Origin of the sequence: Kitasatospora sp. NPDC057512 (assembly GCF_042802135.1) — a bacterium.
GTDB lineage: Bacteria > Actinomycetota > Actinomycetes > Streptomycetales > Streptomycetaceae > Kitasatospora.
Genome location: NZ_JBHVET010000057.1, coordinates 1 through 20,223, shown reverse-complemented (window position 1 = coordinate 20,223; position 20,223 = coordinate 1). Strand labels below are relative to the sequence as shown.

Genomic DNA, 20,223 nt, shown 5'->3' with positions numbered 1-20,223 from the left:
CCCCCGGACCTTGACCTGGTCGTCCGCCCGGCCGACGAAGCTCAGACCGCCGTCGGTGGCCCGGCGCACCACGTCGCCGCTGCGGTACATCCGGCTGCCCGGCGGTCCGAACGGGTCCGCCACGAACCGTCCGGCGGTCAGGCCGGGCCGGCCCAGGTAGCCGCGCGCCAGGCCGGGGCCCGCGACGTACAGCTCGCCGGGCACGCCCGGGGCCACCGGCCGCAGGCCGTCGTCGAGGACGTACGTCCGTAGGTCCGGGAGGGCCGCGCCGATCCCGCCGGCGCCGGTGCCGGACCGGTCCAGCGCCGCGTACGTGACGTGCACCGTGGTCTCGGTGATGCCGTACATGTTGACCAGTCGCGGCGCGTCCTGCGGGTGCCGCTCGTACCAGCTCGCCAGCCGGGCGTGCTCCAGGGCCTCGCCGCCGAACACCACGGTGCGCAGGGCGAGTTCGCACGGGGTTTCGGCGTCCGCCTGCATCAACTGGTAGAAGGCGGACGGCGTCTGGTTGAGCACCGTCACCCGCTCGCGGGCGAGGAGCTCCAGGAAGCGGCCAGGCGAGCGGCTGGTCTCGTGGTCCACGACCACCAGGCGGCCGCCGTGCAGCAGCGGGCCCCACAGCTCCCAGACGGAGAAGTCGAAGGCGTAGGAGTGGAAGAGCGTCCAGACGTCGTCGGCGGTGAAGCCGAACAGCTCCTCCGTCGTCCGGAACAGGCGCACCACGTTGCGGTGCGGGACCACGACGCCCTTGGGGTTGCCGGTGGAGCCGGAGGTGTGGATGACGTAGGCGGCGTGGCCGGGATCGACGGTGACCCCCGGGTCCGTGTCCGGCAGCCCGTCCAGGTCGGCGGAGTCCAGCAGCAGCCGGTCCGTCCGTTCCGCTCCCGGCAGCTCGCCGACAGCGCTCGTCGTGACGAGCAGCGCGGGCCGGGTGTCCTGGAGCAGGTACGCGATCCGGGCGGCGGGGTACTTCGGGTCCACCGGCACGTACGCGGCGCCGGCCTTGAGCACCGCGAGGACGGCCACGACCAGGTCCGCCGAGCGCGGCAGGGCCAGGGCCACCAGTTGCTCCGGGCCGACGCCCCGGTCGAGGAGCGCGTGCGCGAGCCGGTTGGCGCGGGTGTTCAACTCGCCGTAGCGAACGGTTACTTCACCGTCCGTGAGGGCGACGGCGGCCGGGTCGGCCCGGACCCGTTGCTCGAACAGCGCGGTCAGGCTGCCGCCCGGCGCGTCCTCCTCCTCGGTCTCCTCGGTACGGGCCGGGAGCAGCGCGCGGAGCTCGTCGGCGGACAGCACGTCCACCCGGCCGATCCGTCGGTCGGGGTCGGCGACGACGGCGCGCAGCAGCCGCAGCCACCGGTCGACGATGCCCGCCGCGGTGGCCTCGTCGAACAGGTCGGTGCTGTACTCCAGGACGCCCGACAGGCCCTCGGGCTGTTCGGCCAGGATGAAGGTCAGGTCGCACTTGGCCGTCCCGGTGTGCACCAGGTCGGTCGTCACCCGCAGCCCGGGCAGGTCGAAGGCGTCGAGCGGCGCGTTCTGCAGGGCGAGCATGGTCTGGAACAGCGGGTGGTGCGCCAGTGTCCGGGTCGGGTTCAGCGCCTCCACGAGGTGCTCGAACGGAACGTCCTGGTGCGCGTACGCGGCCAGCGCGTCGGAGCGCACCCGGCCCAGCAGTTCGGTGAACGACGGGTCGCCGGAGAGGTCGGTGCGCAGCACCAGGGTGTTGACGAAGAAGCCGACCAGGTCGTCCAGGGCCTCGTCGGTGCGGCCGGCGATCGGGGTGCCGATCGGGACGTCGGTGCCGGCGCCGAGCTTGCCCAGCAGGGCGGCCAGCCCGGCCTGGAGCACCATGAAGAGGCTGGCGCCGCCGTCGCGGGCGAGTTCCCGCAGGCCCTGGTGCAGCTCGGCGTCGATCCGCACCGGCAGGTGGGCGCCCCGGTAGGACATCACCGCCGGGCGGGGCCGGTCGAAGGGCAGCTCCACCTGCTCGGGCAGGTCCGCCAACTGCTCCCGCCAGTAGGCGAGCTGGCCGCCGAGCAGGCTGTCCGGGTCGGCGCCGTCACCGAGCAGCTCCCGCTGCCAGAGGGCGTAGTCGGCGTACTGGACGGGCAGGGGCGACCACTGCGGCTTCGCGCCCCCGGTACGGGCCGCGTAGGCGGTCCGCAGGTCCCGCAGCAGCGGCCCCGCCGACCAGCCGTCACCGGCGATGTGGTGCACCACCAGCAGCAGGACGTGCTCCCCTGCGCCGAGCCGGAAGAGCTCGGCGCGCAGCGGCGCCTCCTCGGCGAGCTCGAAGCCGTACCGCGCCGCCTCCGCCAGGAGGTCCGGCAGGTCGCGCTCGCCGGCCTCGGTGACCCGCAGCCGGGGCCGGGCCGCGTCGGCGTCCAGCACCCGCTGGCAGGGCTCGCCGTCGACGACCGGGAAGACGGTGCGCAGGCTCTCGTGCCGCTCGACCAGGTCCGCCAGGGCGGCGTCCAGGGCCCGCTGGTCCAGGCTTCCGCCGAGGCGCAGCGCCAGCGGGATGTTGTACGTGGCGCTCGGGCCCTCCATGCGGTGCAGGAACCACAGTCGGCGCTGCGCGAAGGACAGCGGGACGGCCTCGGGCCGCTCGCGCCGCCCGAGCGCCGGGCGTGCCCGGCCCGCGACGTCCACCGCCGCGGCCAGCCCCGCCACCGTCGGCGCGTCGAACAGGTCGCGCAGCCGCAGCTCCACGCCCAGCACCGACCGGGCCCGGGCGACCAGCCGGGTGGCCAGCAGGGAGTGCCCGCCGCGGTCGAAGAAGTCGTCGTCGGCGCCGACCTCCGGCACGCCGAGCACCTCGGCGAACAGCCCGGCCAGCAGGTGCTCGGTCGCGGTGCGCGGTGTGCGGCCCGGGTCGGCGGGCTGCCGGTCGGGCGCGGGGAGGGCCCGCCGGTCGAGCTTGCCGTTCGCCGTCAGGGGCAGGGCGTCCAGCAGCACGAAGGCCGACGGCACCATGTGCTTGGGCAGCCGCTCCCGGAGGTGTTCGCGCAGGGCGGCGTCGGTGACCGTGGCGCCGGGCTCGGCGACGGCGTAGGCGACCAGCCGGGGCTCGTCCTCGGTGCGCACCACGGCGGCGGCCCGGGCGACCTGCGGGTGCTCGGCGAGGACGGCCTCGACCTCGCCGAGCTCCACCCGGAAGCCGCGGACCTTGACCTGGTCGTCGGTGCGCCCGAGGAACTCCAGCTGCCCCTCGGAGTTCCAGCGCACCAGGTCGCCGGTGCGGTACATCCGCGCGCCGGCGGGACCGTACGGATCGGCGACGAACCGTCCGGCGGTGAGGCCCGGCTTGTTCAGGTAGCCGCGGGCCAGGCCGGGCCCGGCGATGTACAGCTCGCCCGGCGTACCGGCCGGCAGCTGCCGCAGGGCGCCGTCGAGCACGTGCAGCCGGACGTTGGTGGCGGGCCGGCCGATGACCGGGAGCGGAGCCGACGCCACGGAGGCGACCACCGGGTTGACGGTGCACTCGGACGGTCCGTAGAGGTTGAGGCAGGACACCCCGTCCGCCGCCCGCAGTTCCCGCCACAGCCGCTCCGGGACGGCCTCGCCACCGGCCGCGACCACCGCCGGGCGCCGGTTCCCGTCGTCCAGGAGCCCGTGGGCGACCAGGACCTGGAGGTAGGACGGGGTGGCTTCGACGTAGTCCAGCCCGTGGCATGCCGCGTAGCCGACGAAGGCGTCGGGGTCGGTCCAGGTCCCGTGGTCCAGGACGTGCAGCTCGTGGCCCGCGAACAGGGCTAGCAGCTGGTTCCACGAGGCGTCGAACGACACCGACGTCGTCAGGGCCACCCGCAGCCGCTGCCGGTCGCCCGTCACCGGCGGGAGGTGGACCTGCCGGAGGTCGGTGAGCAGGTTGAGCAGGCCGCCGTGGGTCGGCGTCACGCCCTTGGGCCGGCCGGTGGAGCCGGAGGTGTGGATGACGTAGGCGGGGTGTCCCGGGTCGACGGCCACCATCGGGTCGGCCCCCGGCAGGCCGTTCACCAGGTCGGTCGTCGCCGGGTCGTCGACGACCAGCCGGTCGACGGAGCCCTCCCCCGGCAGCCGCCCCGCGCTGAGGGTGTCGGTCACCACCAGGGCCGGGCGTGCGTCGTCGAGCAGGTGGGCGATCCGGGCGACCGGGTACTCGGGGTCGACCGGGACGTAGGCCGCGCCGGTCTTGAGCACGGCGAGGATCGCCACGACCAGCTCGGCCGACCTCGGCAGGGCGACCGCCACCAACCGCTCCGGCCCGGCGCCCCGGGCGATCAGGGCGTGCGCCAGCCGGTTCGCCCGCTCGTCCAGCTCCGCGTACGTCAGCGACGCTTCCGGCCCCACCAACGCGACGGCGTCCGGCGTCGCCCGCGCCTGCGCCCGGAACAGCTCCGGCAGGGTCTCGGCCGGGAGCTGCGCCGTCGGCCCGGTGCCCAGGGCCGCCACCTCGCGGTGCTCCTCGGCGGTGAGCAGGTCGATCCGGCCCAGCGGCTCGTCCGGGTCGCAGTCCGCGACGGCGTCGAGCAGGGCGATCAGCCGCCGCTGGTGGGCGGCGAGGTCGTCGTCGCCGTACGCCTCGGGCGAGCCGTGGAGCCTGAGCAGCGGCGGGTTGCCGTCCCGGTAGTCGAACACCCAGACCGCCAGGTCGCTGGTCGACCCGGACACGAAGTGGTGCACGGAGGCGGGGTGCCCGGCGAAGGTCGGCCGGGAGTTGAACGCCATGATGTTGACGATCAGCGGGAACGCCGTCCCGATGCTGCCGGGGGCCCCGAGGTCCCGCAGCAGGTCCTCGCTGCGGTACCGCTCGTGCGCGACGGCCGCCTCGACCTCCCGGGCCGCCTGGGCGACGAGGTCGCCCCACGGCATGTCCGGCCGTACGGTCAGCCGCAGGGGCACCACGTTGGACATCGTGCCGGGCACCGCCGTCAGGTCGCGGTCGGCGGACCGGCGGGCCGTGACGGGCAGGGCGAGCACCACGTCCCGCGTTCCGGTCAGCCGGTGCGCGTAGAGCGCCGCCGCCGCGACCACCAGGCGGGACCAGCGGACGCCGGTCCTCGCCGCCGCGGCGCGCAGCGCGTCCGGGCGCCGCAGTTCCCGCTCCCCGGCGAGCCGCAGCGCGCGGTCCGGGTCGGTCGGGGCCGTACGGCTGAGCCGCGTCGGTTCCGGCCGGTCGGCGAAGCGTTCCGTCCAGTAGTCGCGGTCGGCGGTGAAGTCCGCCGACGCCCGGTAGGCGGCGTCGCTGTCGACCAGGTCCCGCAGCGGGCCGAACGGGGACGGCGGCACCGGGCCGCCGTCGGCCAGCGCCGAGTACACCTCGCCGACCCGCTGGCGGACCATGGAGCTGCTGATCGCGTCCAGCACCACGTGGTGGTAGTTCAGGTACCAGAGGTACTCGGTCGGCGACAGCCGGATCAGCGCGTGCCCGAACAGCGGGTCGCGGGCGAGGTCCAGCGGGCGCAGCAGGTCCCGCTCCATCCACTCCAGGGCCGCCGCACGGGGTGCGGGCTCCGCGCTGAGGTCCAGGTGGGCCGGCGCCCAGTCCCAGCTCTCGCGGAGGACCTGGCGCGGGCCCTCGCCCTCGTCGACGAAGGTCACGTGCAGGGCGTCGACCTCGTCGACCACCCGGCGCAGCGCCGTCTCGAACAGCCCGGCGTCGACCGGCCCGTGGATCTCCAGGCACTCGCCGACGCGGTAGCCGGGAATCGGTGTCCGGGAGCGCTGTTCGGCGAGCCAGATCTCGCGTTGGGCCCCGGTCAGGGGAAGGACGTCGCCATCGCGACGGGACATGGGGAAACCTCCAGAAGTTTGGGCGGGCAGGCGCGCAGGACGCGCCGACTGCGGTGGCGTCACGCTGTCGGCGGGCGGAGCGGCCTGGTCGGTGGCGTCACGCTGTCGGCGAGCGGAGCGGCCTGGTCGGTGGCATCACGCTGTCGGCGAGCGGAGCGGCCTGGTGCGGTCAGGCGGCGAGTTCGCCGGCCTGGAGTTGCCAGAGGGATGCGTAGAGTCCGTGCCGGGCGAGGAGTTCGGCGTGGGTGCCCTGTTCGGCCACGACGCCGCCCTCGTCCATGACGTAGATCCGGTCCGCGTGGCGGACGGTGGAGAGCCGGTGGGCGATGACGACCATCGTGCGGTCGGCCGCGAAGGCCCGGAGCGTGCGCTGGATGGCGGCCTCGGTCTCGTTGTCGACGGCGGAGGTGGCCTCGTCGAGGATGACGACCGGCGCGTCCTTGAGGATCGCCCGGGCCAGGGCGATCCGCTGCCGCTGGCCGCCGGAGAGGGCGGCGCCGCGTTCACCGATCACCGTGTCGTAGCCGTCCGGCAGCGCCGCGACGAAGGCGTGGGCCTCGGCCATCGTGGCCGCCTCCACCAGCGCCTCGTCGGAGGCCTCGAAGGTGCCGTAGCGGATGTTGTCGGCGATGGTTCCGTCGAAGAGGAAGGCGTCCTGGGCGACGAACCCGATCGCGTGGCGCAGGTCGCGGCGGCGCAGGTCGCGCACGTCCCGCCCGTCGAGCAGCACGCTGCCGGACTCCGCGTCCTGGAAGCGCATCAGCAGTTTGGCGACGGTCGTCTTGCCGGAGCCGGTGGCGCCGACGAGGGCGGTGACCCGCCCGGCGGGGATGGTCAGCGAGAGGTCCTCCAGGACCGGCGGCCGGCCGGGGTAGGCGAAGGTCACGCCGTCGAGGACGATCTCGCCCTTCACCGCCTCGACGTCGAGCGGTCCCCCGGTGCCCTCGGTCTCGACGGGCAGGGCCTGCAGCCGGTGGACCCGGTCGTAGGCGGCGAGGGTGCGCTGGTACTGGTCGACGATGCCGCCGAGCCGGTTCATCCGCAGCATCACCATCTGCGGCAGCCCGATCAGCGGGCTGAACACCTCGAACCGCAGGGTCCCGTCGAGCACCGAGCGGCCGCCGAGCAGCAGGGTGCCGGCCATCGAACTCGTCGTGCAGACCCGGACGACCTCGGCGTGCCGGATCGTGCCCCGGTCGGTCTGCCGGTTGCTCTCCTGGGCTTCCCCGCTGAGCCGGTCGATGCGCTCGGCCTCGTAGTCCTCGGTGCAGAAGCTCTTGACGGTGGCGCCGGCTTCCAGGGTGTTGACCAACTGGCTGTGCAGCCGGGCCCGGCGCTCGCCGGAGAGGGCGTAGTCGGCCGCGGCCTTGTCCTGGTAGCGGAGCGACAGCCAGGCGATGACCGGGATCGGCAGGAACGCGATCCAGGCGATCTGCGGGGCCAGCAGCAGGAAGGCCGGCACCAACAGGGCCAGGCTGGTGCCCAGTTGCAGCACGTCGTTGGCCGAGGCGGCGAAGAAGCCGCCCAGTTGCCGGACGTCGTCGGTGAGCACGCCGGCGATCCGGCTGGTCCGCTCGCCTTCCAGCTGCCCCAGTTCGAGGTGCTGCACGTGGGCGTAGGTGCGGCTGCGCCAGTCGTGCTCGATGTCCTGGCCGAGCCCGCGCCACTGGAGGTTCGAGGCGTACGAGAGGCCTGCCACGGCGGCGCAGGCGACGGTCACCAGCCCTGCCAGGCCCCAGAGTTGGGCGGTCTCGGTGGTCAGGCCGAAGCGGACCAGCGGCGCGGCCTCGCCCTTGATGAGGACCAGGGCGGTCCAGCCGAGGAAGGTGCCGAGCGCCATTTCCGAGACCTGGCAGGCGACCGAGAGCGCGGAGGCCCGGTAGAGGCGCCGGCGGTGCGGCCCGACGATCTCCCGCAGCGGGTGCCGGCCGGTGCCGGACCCGGACAGCTCCCTGGTCCGCTCGACCGCCCTGCGCCACGCCGTTCGCACGACGGCGGCCGTCGCGACGGCGACCCCGCCGAGTGCCACCAGCTGCCTGCTCAGCGCCGACCCGCGGATCAGCGCGAGGCCGGCCGCCGCCCCGCTACCGACGGCGAGGACGGGGCGCAGGACGGGAACACGGTCCGGCCGCGTCCCCGGTCCGGCGGCGGGCCGGGCCGCCGCCGGAGGTGCCGTCCTGACCGGCCCCGCCGCGACCCGGGCGACCACCCGGCGCAGGATCCGGCCGACGTCCGCGGCGGGCAGCCGCGGTTCGTGCCGGACGAGGACCCCACCGGTGATCGGGTTCGCCTGCGCCTCGGTGATCCCGGGGACGCGACGCAGGGCCGCCGCGAGGACTTCGGCCGCCCTCGGCCGTCCGAGGACCAGCTTGACGTCCCAGCGCTGGCGGCCCGGAATGACCGAGCGCGGGCTCACGTCCGGACCCACGGAGCGGAATCCGGCCGCGGCACCCAGCAGAGATGGCATGTGTACGATCACCTGTTTGCGGAGGTCGTGGGCGATCCGTCATCGGGCATGACGGAACACCGTGACGGAGCGGGAATTCTGGACGGGCGACCGATGCGGCCGGAAGGCCATCGGCCGGCCACCGCGTGGACACGGCGCGCGGGTTCGGCCGCGGTGTGCGTCCAGGCGGCGGGCCATGGCGTGACGGTGCGTCAGTGCGCCTTGCCGGCACCGGCGGTCGCGCGGATCTTCGGGGCCCTCGCCTCGGCGTCGCCCCGGGCGGTCGCCTCGGTCCTCCCCTCGACCGGGGCCGCATCCTCGGCGGCGCGGTGGCCGTCACCGGAGGCGACCTGGGCCGCCACCACGTCGGCGGCCACCTCGGCCGCGAGGTCGTGGATGTTCTCCCCGGCCTCGTGGGCGGCCTTCTTCACCTCCATGACGATGCCGACGGACGTCCTGACGACGCCGCGCACCAGGGGCTTGAGGAGCCGCTTGGCCAGCGGCGCGACGACGAGACCGATCAGGAACGGCGGAACTACGGGCGGCATGGTGTTCCCATCTCTCTACGCAGACGGATGACAGGGGACCCGGGCGCTTCGGACTCCGGAGCGCCCAAAGCAGTACGGGCGGAAGTACCCGTCTCGCGGGATGACCGGTTCCCGTCGCGGATTTCCCGCGGAACCGAAACTCCTCGCCGATGGGGTCCACCGCCCGATCCTCCGTCACCGTAGTCGAGTCGAGCTCACCAAAACCAAACGTTCCCAAGGGGATTCACTCGTGCGAGTGCAATCCGAACATAACCCACAACGACCGCTTGTATGTACGCCAATCAATTTGTCAGATAGTATTACTTAACGATCAGTCATGACCTTCGAGCTCCCGCGCCACCCTCCGGCGCAGGGCGGGGAACGGCAGCGCGCCACCTCCCAACACCGCCTCGTGGAAGGCCCGCACGTCGAACCCGGCGCCCCGGCCGGCCTCGGCCCCCTCCCGCAGCCGGACGAACTCCAGGTAGCCCGCGCGGTAGGAGAGCGCCTGCCCCGGCAGGTCCGTCGAGTACCGCAGCAGGTCCGAGGCGATCTGGCCGTCCTCCTCCGTGGAGTTGGCGCGCATGAAGTCCCGCGCCCGCGCCAGGTCCATCGTCCCGAGGTTGAGCCCGGTGTCGACGACCAGCCGCTGCGCGGTGAACCGCTCCTGCGCGAGGCGCCCGTACGCGTCCCACGGGTCCTCGTAGAGGCCCATCTCCCAGCCGAGCCCCGCCGCGTACTCGGCCCAGCCCTCGTTGAACGCGCCGAACTCCGCCGCCTCGCGGCGCAGCCGCGGCAGCGCGGCGTTCTCCGCCTGCCGGGCGAGGTGGAAGTGATGCCCGGGCGCCAGCTCGTGGTAGATCAGGGAGGCCGAGCCGATCAGGGAACGCCGGTCCAGGTCCGAGCCGTTGTAGCGGTAGCGCCCGACGGCGCCGGCCGCGGTCGGAGCCTCGTAGTACCCGAAGGTCATCCCCGGCTCCAACGCCGGGTCCAACCGGGCCAGCCCGTACGGCGCGGCCGGCAGAACGGCGAACCACCGCGGCAGCCGCGGCTCCAGCCGGTCGAGGTGGCCGCGGAACCGGGCCTCGACCTCCTCGGGCGTCCGGGCGTACAACCGGGGCTCGGTCCGCAGCCGCTCGTGGAACTCGGCCTCGGTGCCGTGGAAGCCGAGGGCCGCGCGCACCTCCCGCATCCGCTCGGCCAGTTCGCGGCACTGGTCGCGGCCGAGCTCGTGCAGCCGCTCGGGCCCGGTGTCGCTCCCGGTGTGGGTCCGGACGAAGTCCCGGTACGCCTCCTCGCCGCCCTCGTAGTGCGCCCAGCCGACGTCCTGCGGCGCCTTTCCCGGGGACGCCGGGTCGTCGACGCACCCGAGCAGCCGGTCGAAGGCCGGCGCCAACTCGGCCTCCACCAGCCGCCGCACACCGTCCCGGAGGCGTCCGCGCTCGGCCGGCCCGAGCTCGCCGAGCCGGTCGTCCGCCACCGTGACCCGGCGCGCGGCGGAGGACCGCAGTCCCTCGACGGTGGCCCGCACTCCGGCCAGGGCCGGCGCCGGCACCCGGAAGCCGCGCGAGGCCTGGCCGGCCACCTTGTCACCGATCGAGCCGACGACGCGCGCCAGGTCGTGCACCAGCGCCACGTACCGTTCACCGTCGGCTCGTTCGGCGAAGCGGAAGGCACCCAGGACCGTGTCGACGTACAGCGACAGCGGGAAGAGCCGGTACGGCGTGGCGGAGGGCGTCAGCCAGTACCACCGGTGGGCGCGCAACTCCTGTTCCGCCAGCGCCACGAGGACGGCCGCGGTGTCGGCATCGGCCCCGGACAGCTCCGCGCCGTCGAGCAGCCGCATCCGCTCCAGCACACCGGCCGCGAACCGCTGCCGGTCCTCGGACTCGGCGAGCGACGCCCCCGGCAGCGTCTCGACCGGAAGCCCCTGGCGGACCCGCAGCAACGGCTCCCGCTCCAGCAGGAACTCCCAGTAGCGGTCCGCCAGGTGACCGACCTCGCGGCCCGGCTCGTTCGTCGTCATGTCGACACAGTGTGGCGCCGGCGGACGGCCGGGCCACCCGGTCGGCGACGTTCAGGCCGCGACACCCCTCGAACGAGTGAATCAGGGTCACCCCGCCGCCGTCCCGCGCCCGGCGTACGCACGGCGCCCGACAGGGCGGGAGCGGCGGACCCATCCAATCGAACACGCCTTCCTCCCAGGCGAGTTGGCTCGCCACGCCAACCCCCCGGTGGCACCATGACGCCATGTCCCGTCGCCCCCTGCCGGCCGCCCTCGCGGCCACCACGACCGCTGCGGCCTTCGCGCTGAGCGGCTGCGGCAGCGCTGCCACGTCCTCGACGAGCACCCCCCTGGTGGACCGCGGGACCGTACGGATCGCGGCGGCCAGCGAGACCCCGAGCTTCGACCCGTACTCCACCTTCGGCGCCTCCCAGGCCCGCTACGCCTACGACTCCCTGGTCGGCCTCGCCCCCGACGGCACCCTGGTCACCGGCCTGGCCACGTCCTGGCAGGCCACCGCCACCACGGCCGCCTTCACCCTCCGCCCGGGCATCACCTGCTCCGACGGCACGCCCCTCACCGCCTCCGCGGTGGCCCGAGCCCTGACCTACGCGGGCGACCCGGCCAACCAGCTCGCCGGCGCCCAAACCGTCCTGCCGAACGTGCCGTTCACCGCCACCGCCGACGACGCGACCGGCACGGTGTCGGCGACCACCACCGCCCCCTTCCCGTTCCTCACCCGCAGCATCGGCCTGCTGCCGATCGTCTGCCCGGCCGGCCTCGACCGGCCCCGGTCGCTGGACCGCGCCACCCAGGGCACCGGCCCCTACGTGCTGACCCGCTACACCCCCGGCGGGCCCTACGAGTTCACCGTCCGAGAGGGCTACACCTGGGGGCCCGCCGGGGCGACCACCGCGGCGCCCGGCCTCCCCGCGCGCATCGTCATCTCGGTCGTGCCCCAGGCCTCCACCGCGGCGAACCTGCTGCTCACCGGCGGCGTCGAGATCGCGAACGTGAACGGTCCCGACCACGCCCGGCTCACCGGCCGCGGCCTGACCGCCACCGACGTGGCCACCGTGGTCGGGCTGACCTTCTTCAACCAGCGCCCCGGCCGGGCCCTCGCCGACCCGGCGCTGCGCCGCGCCCTGGTCTCCGCCCTCGACCGCCGGGGGCTCGCCAACGTCGCCGTCGGCGGCACCGGCCGCCCCGCCACCGACTTCGGCGCCCAGGGCGCCGTCTGCCACGCCGACCTCGCCGACGCCAACCTGCCCGCGCAGGACGGCGCCGAGGCCCTGCGCGCGGCCGGCTGGACCCGCTCCCCCGGCGGCCCGCTGACCAAGGACGGCCGGGCGCTCCGGCTCCGGCTGATCACCAGCCCGGACCTCGGCCCGACCCTCTCCTCCGTCGCCGAGCTGATGGCCCGGCAGTGGACGGCGCTCGGCGCGCAGGTCGACCTGGTCACCGAGAGCCTGCCCGCCCTCGTCAACGCCATGTACCAGAGCGCCGACTTCGATGTGGTGGTCGGCACCTCGCCGGGCTTCGCGCTGCCGGTCGGCTTCATCCCCTTCTTCTCCGGCCCCACCCCCGCCCAGGGCCTCAACTTCGCGGGCGTGCGCAACCCCGCGTACGACGCCCTGGTCGCCCAGGCCCTCCAGGAGACCGACACGACGGGCTGCGGCACCTGGAACCGGGCCGCCGCCGCCCTCTTCCGCGCGGCCGACGCCCTGCCGATCGCCGACGGCCGGAGCGGCGTGTACGGCTACCGCACCACCTTCACCACCACCTTCGGCGGCCAGCTCGTCCCCACCAGCATCCGCCTCCACCAGTGACCGGGGCCACCATGTCCGTACCCCGACTGCTGCGGCACCCCTGGACCGTGTTCCTCGGCCGCCGCACCGTCCGGCTGCTCCTCTCCCTCGCGGTCGTCCTCACCGCCTCGTTCGCGATGATCCGCCTCGTCCCCGGCGACCCGGTCCGCGCCGCCCTCGGTGTCGACGCCGCCCCCGCCCTGGTCGCCGCCCGCCGGCACGCCCTCGGGCTCGACGCGCCCTTCCCGGCCCAGTACCGGCACTACCTCGGCGGCCTCCTGCACGGCGACCTCGGCACCTCGCTGACCACCGGGACACCGGTCGCGGAGCTGGTCCGCACCCGGCTGCCGGCCACCCTGGAGATCGCCGGGCTCGCCTTCCTGGTCACCCTCGCCGTCGCCCTGCCCGGCGGCCTGCTCGCCGCCGTCCGCACCCGCGACGGCCGCCGCCCGCGCACCGAGCTGGCGTTCACCGCCGTCACCGCCGGCCTGACCGGGGTGCCGGACTTCGTCCTGGCCGCCGGACTCACCGCCCTGCTGGCCGTCGGCCTCCGACTCCTCCCGGTGGCCGGTGCGGCGGGTGTCGAGTCCTTCGTCCTGCCGGTCCTCGCCCTCTCCCTCGCGCCCACCGCCGTCCTGCTGCGCATCGTCCGGGTGGAGGCGCTGAAGGTGCTGGACGAGGACTACCTGCGCACCGCCCGGAGCAAACGGCTGTCCCCCACGCGGTACTACCTGCGGCACGCGGCACCGAACACGGCCACCGCCGCGCTCACCGTCGCCGGGAGCCTGCTGCCCGGCCTGATCGCCGGCACCGTGCTGGTCGAGAAGGTCTTCGCCTGGCCCGGCATCGGCTCCGCCATGGCGCAGTCCGTGGTCGCCCAGGACTACCCGGTGGTCCAGGCGATGGTGCTGGTGCTGGGCACCACCGTGCTGCTCGCCGGCCTCCTGGTCGACGTGCTGCTCGCCGCGCTCGACCCCCGTTCGGCGATCCGGGAGATGTGACCATGAGCCTTCCGTCCGGCCTCCGGCGCTCGCCCATGGCCTGGGCCACCGCCGTCATGCTGGCCTCGCTCGTCGTGCTCGCCCTGGTCGGACCGCTGGTCTGGGGCGCGGCGGCCGACCGCCCGGACCCCTCGGCGGTGCTCCAGGGGCCCTCCGCCGCGCACCCGTTCGGCACCGACAACCTCGGCCGGGACCTGCTCGCCCGGGTCCTGGCGGCCACCCGGCCCTCCCTGCTGCTCGCGCTGGCGGCGGTCCTGCTCGGCGCGACCGCCGGAGTCCTCCTCGGGGCCTCCACCGCCGTGCTCGGCCGCCGCGCCCGCCGGCTGACCGCCGGACTGGTCAACCTCCTGCTCGCCTTCCCGGCGCTCCTGGTCGCGATGTTCCTCGCGGTCGTGTTCGGCGCGGGCGCCGCCGGGGCGATGCTGGCCCTCGCGGCCGCGGGCGTCCCCGGCTTCGCCCGGCTCGCCCAGACCCTCGCCGCCGGGGTGGCGGGCACCGACCACCTGGCCGCGGCCCGGGTCCTCGGCCTGCGCCGCCTGCGGCTGCTGTGGCGGCACGTCCTGCCCAACATCGCCGAGCCGCTGCTCCTGGCCACCACCACCGCGGCGGGGACCTCCCTGGTCGCCCTCTCCGGGCTGAGCTTCCTCGGCCTGGGCGTCCAACCGCCCGGCTACGACTGGGGACAGCTGCTCAACCAGGGCCTCGACCGCGTCTACGCCGAGCCCCTGCCCGCCCTCGCCCCCGGTCTGGCCATCCTCTACGCGGCCCTGACCTTCCAACTGCTCGGCGAGGTCCTGGCCGGGAGCGTCGCCCGGCGCGCCCCGGCGCCGCGCCCGCCCGTACCGACGCCCGTCGCGAGCGGCCCGGCCGAGGACGGCCAGGTGCTCCAGGTCGAGGACCTCCACGTCGAACTCCCCACTCCCGACGGCGTGATCCGGCCGGTGCGCGGAGTGAGCCTCGCCCTGCGGCCGGGCGAGATCGTCGGGCTCGTCGGCGAGTCGGGGTCGGGCAAGTCGCTCACCGCGCTCGCCATCGCCGACCTGCTGCCGTACGGTGCCCGGGCGCCCCGGCGCACCCTGCGCCTGCTCGGGGCCGACCTCGCCGCCCTGCCCCCGAAGGAACGGGACCGGCACCTCGCGACGGGCCTGGCGGTGATCTTCCAGAACCCGGCCTCGGCGCTCAACCCGTCCCTGCGGATCGCCACCCAGCTCACCGAGACCGTCCGGGCCCACCGGGGCGCGAGCCGCGCCCGGGCCGCCGCGGAGGCCGCCGACGCGCTGCGCCGGGTCGCCCTCCCCCCGGCGCTGCTGCGCTCCCGCCCCCACCAGCTCTCCGGCGGCCAGCGCCAACGCGTGATGATCGCCTCGGGGCTGATGGTGCGGCCCGGCCTGATCATCGCCGACGAGCCGACCACCGCGCTCGACGCCACCGTGCAGCGGCAGATCACCGGGCTGCTGTCCGAGATCCGCCGGGACACCCGCGCCGCGATCCTGTTCATCAGCCACGACGTGGCGCTCGTCGGGGAGTTCTGCGAACGCGTCCTGGTGATGTACGCGGGCACCATCGTCGAGGCCCTGCCCGCCGACCGCCTCGCCGACGGCGCCCGGCACCCCTACACCCGGGCCCTGGTCGCCTCGGTCCCGGATCTCGCCGCCGACCGCGACCGGCCGCTGCCGACGGTCGCGGGCGCACCGCCCGACCCGCTCGCGCCCGCCCCGGGGTGCCCGTTCGAGCCCCGCTGCCCGCGCCGCCGGGACCACTGCGCCGAGCAGGCCCCGCCCCTGGCGGACCTCGACGCCGGCCACCGGGTCGCGTGCTGGTCCCCGGTGCCGATGGCGGCTGACCCGGAGGCGGTGACGGCGTCATGACCGGCCTCCGGGTGACCGGTCTCACCGTCCGCCACCCCGGCCCGCGCGGCCCGGTCACCGCCGTGGACGGCGTCTCGCTGGAGGTCCCGTCCGGCACGACGCTCGGTCTCGTGGGCGAGTCCGGCTCCGGCAAGTCGAGCCTGGCCCGCGCAATCGTCGGCCTCACCCCCGTGCACGCCGGCCGGGTCCTGCTCGACGGCCGGGAGGTCCGCACCCGCACCGTCCGCGACCGCCGCCGGCTCGGCCGCCTGGTCCAGGTCGTCCTCCAGGACCCGGACACCGCGCTCGACCCGCGGATGACGGTCCACCAGACGCTCGTCGAGGCGGCCACCGTCTTCCGCCGGCTCGACCGGCCCGCCCGCACCGGGCGCGTCACCGAACTGCTCGGCCTCGTCGGCCTTGACCCGCGGCTCGCCGACCGCCTGCCGCGGCACCTGTCCGGCGGACAGCGCCAGCGGGTCGCCATCGCCCGCGCCCTGGCCGTCGAACCCGGCCTGCTGATCGCCGACGAGATCACCTCGTCGCTCGACGTCTCGGTGCAGGCCTCCGTCCTCAACACCATCCGCGAACTCCGGCAACGACTCGGCCTGTCGATGCTGTTCATCGGCCACAACCTGCCGGCGGTCTTCCACGTCTCCGACGCGGTGGCGGTCATGCGGGACGGCCGGATCGTCGAGACCGCCCCCACCGGAACCCTCCTGCGCGCCCCGCGACACCCGTACACTCGGACGCTACTCGCCGCCGTGCCGAGCCTGCGCACGCCGCCGCCCGGGGAGGGGCCGCCATGACCGACGTTCGACCGGACGCCGTGGTCGTCGGAGCCGGGGTGATCGGCGCCGCCGTCGCCCTCGAACTCGCGCGCGCCGGGCGGCAGGTGGTCGTCGTGGACAAGGCGGGCGCCGTCGGCCACGGGTCCACCAGCGCCTCCAGCGCGATCATCCGGTTCAACTACTCCACCTTCGCGAGCGTCGCCACCGCCTGGGAGGCGCAGCACCTCTGGACGTCCTGGCCCGACCACCTGGGGCTCACCGGCCGCCGCCCGCTCGCCGCCTTCCACCGCACCGGCGCCGTGCTGCTCGACTCCCCCGAGGTCGAACCGTCCGAGACCGCCGCCCTGTTCGAGCGCGCCGGCGTCCCCTACGAGCGGTGGGACGCCCCGACGCTGCGCGGGCGCCTGCCCGGGATCGATCCGGGGCGGTACTGGCCGCCGAAGCCGGTGGACGACGACGCCTTCTTCGCCGACCCGTCCGGCGAGCTCGGCGCCCTGTTCACGCCGGACGCCGGGTACGTCGACGACCCCCGACTCGCCGCCCAGAACCTCGCCGACGCCGCGGCCGGGCTGGGCGCCCGCCTCCTCCTCCGCCACACCGTGGTGGCCGTCGACCGGCACGCGGACCGGGTGACGGGCATCCGCCTGGCCGACGGCTCGCGGATCGCCGCCCCGGTCGTGGTCAACGCCGCCGGCCCGTGGTCGGGCGGCCTCAACCGGCTGGCGGGCGTCGGCGACGACTTCACGATCGGCGTGCGTCCGCTGCGCGAGGAGGTCCACCAGGTCGCCGCGCCGGACGTCCGGACCGCCGACCCCTTCCCCCTGGTCGCCGACCTCGACCTCGGCACCTACGTCCGCACGGCCCCCGGCGGGCAGCTCCTGGTCGGCGGGACCGAGCCGGCCTGCGACCCGCACGAGTGGATCGACGATCCGGACGAGGCCGATCCCCGCCCCACCGCCCGGCGCTTCCGCACCCAGGTGACCCGGGCGGCACGCCGGTTCCCGGCACTCCGGGTCCCCAACCGGCCCCTCGGCGCGGCGGGCGTGTACGACGTCGCCGACGACTGGACCCCGATCTACGACCGCACCGCCCTCGACGGCTACTACGTCGCGATGGGCACCAGTGGCAACCAGTTCAAGAACGCCCCGCTGGTGGGCCGCTACCTGGCCGCCCTGATCGACCGGGTCGAGGCCGGGCACGACCACGACGGCGACCCGGTCCACTTCCGCTGCGAGCACACCGGGACCGTGGTCGACCTGGGTGCCTTCTCCCGCCGGCGCCCGGTCCGGACGGACTCCGCGCGGACGGTCATGGGCTGATCGCGGGCAGCTCGCGCACCAGGTCGCCGACCACGCCGACCACGAACTCCGGTGCCTCGTGCGGGAAGTCGTGGCCCGTCCCCTCCGGCGTGTGCACCAGCCTCGACGCCGTCGAGGCCGCCAGGTAGCGGACCCGGCTGCGGAGGTAGAAGCGGCTGATCCGCTCGGCCTCGTCCGCGTCCCGGGCACCGGCCAGCACCGCCTCGCCGCCGACGAGGTCCCGCGGTATCACCAGCACCAACGGCAGGTCCCCGAGATCCCCGTCGTACACCACGGTGTCCCAGCCCACCCGCGCCAGCCCGGACGGCGACAGCTCGGCGAAGATCGACGCGGCGGCGCAGCCCGGCCCGGTCCGGCCGCCGGGGCCGCGGTGCGCGCCGAACAGCTGCCGCACCGCCGCGAGCAGGAAGCCCCGGCGCATCGTCGCGAGCCGCCCGCTCGGCGGTGCGAAGGCGATGACCTCCAGGGGTGTCGGATCCAGCAGCACGAGGCCGGCCACCAGGTCCGGCCGGCGCCTGGCCACGTTCGCGACCAGCAGCCCGCCGAAGGAGTGGCCGACGAACACGAAGGGTGCCCGCTCCCCCGCCGCCTCCAGCGCCGCCGGCAGCTCCGCCGCCTCGGCCGCCGTCGTCCGGGGGAAGGGTCCGACGTCGCTCCAGCCCGTCCCGGGGCGGTCGACCAGCACCGACCGGGTCCGGGCCGACAGCAGCGTGTGCAGCTCCCGGAGGTCCTCGCCGGGGGCGTGCCCGCCGGGCATCCAGACCACCGTCGGCCCCGCCCCGGCCCGCCCCTCGGCGAGGACGTGCATCCGGTGACCGCCCACGTCCACCAACCGCCCCGGCGGCGGATGCACCCGCGCCTCCCGGGCCACCAGCACCAGGTGCCGAACGGCACCCGCCGCCAGCAGCACCCCGACGGCCAGCACCAGGGCACCGACCATAGCCGCCCAGGCCGCCCCCACCGCGAGGAGGCCACCGCCCGCTCCCGCCACCGCCAGGGCGACCGGCACGCCCAACCAGTCCCGGCTCACCGCTGCGAGCAGGGAGTTCGCCATTCGTCTGTCCCGTCGCATCGGCCCTCCGCGACAGCAGCGTCCGACAACCGACCCCTGTCCGTCTCTTTCCCGCCCGCTCGTGCCTTCACCCGGAAGAACTCCCCCACAGCCCACCAGCCCGGGTGGCCGGACGCACCCGAGGCTGGGCCGGTCGGCTGACGACCGGGCACCGCCGGACCGACCGGTCCGTCCGGCCCCCTGGTCCCGGCTCCGTGACCGGCCGAAGATGGGTGGCATGGGTGTCGACGAACCGGGTGCCGGACTGCTGGTGACGAACGTGCGCGTCTTCGACGGGATCGGAGCGGAGCCGGTGCCGGGGCACGTCCGGGTGGAGCGGGACAGGATCGCGGACGTGGTGCTGGGCCGCCCCTTCCCGTCTGCTCCCACAGGTGGAGCGACGGTGCTCGACGGCGGCGGCCGCACCCTCATCCCCGGGCTCACCGACGCGCACGTCCACCTGTTCGCGGCCGGCGGCACCATGGCGGAGCTCCGGCTCGCACCGACCGGCACCGTCTACTACCAGGCCCTGGCCGCGGCCCGGGACATGCTGATGCGCGGCTTCACCACGGTGCGGGACATGGCCGGCGACACCGAGCCGCTGCGGCGGGTACTGGACAGCGGGCTGTTCCCGGGCCCACGGATCTATCCGAGCCAGGCGGCCGTCTCCCAGACCTCCGGACACGGCGACTTCGGGACGGTCCACGACGCCCCCACCGCCCTGGGCGGGCCGCCGGCCCGGACCGAACAGATCGGGTTCACGCGGGTGGCCGACGGGCCGGAACGGGTGCTCGCCGCGGTGCGCGAGCAGCTGAGGAAGGGCGCCAGCCAGATCAAGCTGATGGCCGGCGGCGGCGTCAGCTCGGAGTTCGACCCGCTGGACGTCCTGCAGTTCACCCCGGCCGAGCTGGAGGCCGCCGTCGCCGCGGCCTCCGACTGGGGCACCTACGTGACCGTGCACGTCTACACCTCCGAAGGCGTCCGCCGCGCGGTGCGGGCCGGGGTGCGCTGCGTCGAGCACGGGCACCTCGTCGACGAGGACACCGTCCGCCACCTCGCGGAGCAGGGCGTCTGGCTGAGCACCCAGCCGTTCGCGGTCGACGACCACCACTACGCCTCCCCGGACAGCGCCCGCAAGAACCGCGAGGTCTGCGAGGGCGTCGCCCGCGTCATCGGCTGGGCGGTGAAGCACCGCGTGCGGCTGGCCTTCGGCACCGACCTGGTCTTCGACCCCGGGAAGGCCCACCGGCAGAACGAGATGCTCGTCCGGCTCGGCGGCCACCTCGGCCCGGTCGAGGCCCTGCGGACGGCCACCTCCGGCAACGCCGAGCTGTTCCGGCTGTCCGGCCGCCGGGACCCCTACCGCGCCGCGCCGCTCGGCGTCATCGCGCCGGGAGCCTGGGCCGACCTCCTGGTCGTCGACGGCGACCCGACCACCGACCTGTCCGTCCTCGCCGACCCCGAACGCAACCTGCGACTGATCGTCAAGGACGGCGTCGTCCACAGGAACGAACTCGCCTGACCGCGGGCGGTGGTGGTGTTCCGGGGCGGCCGTCCGCCTACCGCCGTCCGCTCGCCGCGAGCGGTCGGGAGCGCAGCAGGGCGCGGCTCGGCAGGGCCGTCGCGGCGAGGCAGAGGGCCACCGCCGCG

At 75.2% G+C, this 20,223-nt stretch carries 11 protein-coding genes; 6 read left to right on the top strand and 5 right to left on the bottom strand.

Annotation, left to right across the window (positions count from 1 at the left end; all coding sequences use genetic code 11):
- From ACFU6K_RS06790 to ACFU6K_RS06775, 4 genes are all read right to left on the bottom strand, one after another.
- The coding region (locus ACFU6K_RS06790) for an amino acid adenylation domain-containing protein (protein ID WP_380661302.1) at positions 1-5,778 on the bottom strand (5,778 nt) is incomplete at its 3' end.
- A 169-nt stretch (positions 5,779-5,947) separates the two neighbouring features.
- Positions 5,948-8,245, bottom strand: coding sequence for an ATP-binding cassette domain-containing protein (locus tag ACFU6K_RS06785; RefSeq protein WP_380661301.1), 2,298 nt, complete (start codon positions 8,243-8,245; stop codon positions 5,948-5,950).
- A 191-nt stretch (positions 8,246-8,436) separates the two neighbouring features.
- Entirely contained in the window at positions 8,437-8,772 is a 336-nt protein-coding gene (locus tag ACFU6K_RS06780; RefSeq protein WP_380661300.1) for a DUF5132 domain-containing protein, read from the bottom strand.
- A 310-nt stretch (positions 8,773-9,082) separates the two neighbouring features.
- On the bottom strand, positions 9,083-10,777 hold the full coding sequence (locus ACFU6K_RS06775) for a DUF885 domain-containing protein (RefSeq protein WP_380661298.1): 1,695 nt from the start codon (positions 10,775-10,777) through the stop codon (positions 9,083-9,085).
- A 224-nt stretch (positions 10,778-11,001) separates the two neighbouring features.
- On the opposite strand from ACFU6K_RS06775, the gene ACFU6K_RS06770 reads away from it, so the two are divergent.
- The 5 genes from ACFU6K_RS06770 to ACFU6K_RS06750 are packed head-to-tail and all read left to right on the top strand — an operon-like array spanning position 11,002 to position 17,522.
- A complete protein-coding gene (locus tag ACFU6K_RS06770) occupies positions 11,002-12,585 on the top strand; it encodes an ABC transporter substrate-binding protein (RefSeq protein ID WP_380661297.1) in 1,584 nt (527 codons plus the stop codon).
- A gap of 11 nt (positions 12,586-12,596) precedes the next feature.
- On the top strand, positions 12,597-13,565 hold the full coding sequence (locus ACFU6K_RS06765) for an ABC transporter permease (protein WP_380661296.1): 969 nt from the start codon (positions 12,597-12,599) through the stop codon (positions 13,563-13,565).
- A gap of 2 nt (positions 13,566-13,567) precedes the next feature.
- Positions 13,568-15,433, top strand: a complete 1,866-nt coding sequence (locus ACFU6K_RS06760; protein WP_380661295.1) for a dipeptide/oligopeptide/nickel ABC transporter permease/ATP-binding protein — start codon at positions 13,568-13,570, stop codon at positions 15,431-15,433.
- Positions 15,430-16,221, top strand: coding sequence for an ABC transporter ATP-binding protein (locus ACFU6K_RS06755; protein ID WP_380661294.1), 792 nt, complete (start codon positions 15,430-15,432; stop codon positions 16,219-16,221). The genes ACFU6K_RS06760 and ACFU6K_RS06755 overlap by 4 nt, the downstream gene beginning before the upstream one ends.
- Positions 16,218-17,522 carry an NAD(P)/FAD-dependent oxidoreductase gene (locus ACFU6K_RS06750; RefSeq protein ID WP_380661293.1) on the top strand — a complete coding sequence of 435 codons (1,305 nt, stop codon included), beginning with the start codon at positions 16,218-16,220 and terminating at the stop codon, positions 17,520-17,522. Before ACFU6K_RS06755 ends, ACFU6K_RS06750 begins: the two co-directional genes overlap by 4 nt.
- On the opposite strand, the gene ACFU6K_RS06745 is transcribed toward ACFU6K_RS06750, so the two are convergent.
- Positions 17,512-18,576: an alpha/beta fold hydrolase gene (locus ACFU6K_RS06745; protein WP_380661292.1), complete on the bottom strand. Its 1,065-nt coding sequence runs from the start codon at positions 18,574-18,576 to the stop codon at positions 17,512-17,514. The two genes, ACFU6K_RS06750 and ACFU6K_RS06745, sit on opposite strands and share 11 nt — an antisense overlap.
- 235 nt (positions 18,577-18,811) lie before the next feature.
- Here ACFU6K_RS06745 and ACFU6K_RS06740 point away from each other — a divergent pair, with 235 nt between their 5' ends.
- Complete coding sequence (locus ACFU6K_RS06740; protein ID WP_380661291.1) at positions 18,812-20,095, top strand: amidohydrolase family protein; 1,284 nt, start codon at positions 18,812-18,814, stop codon at positions 20,093-20,095.
- The last annotated feature ends 128 nt before the right edge of the window (positions 20,096-20,223 follow it).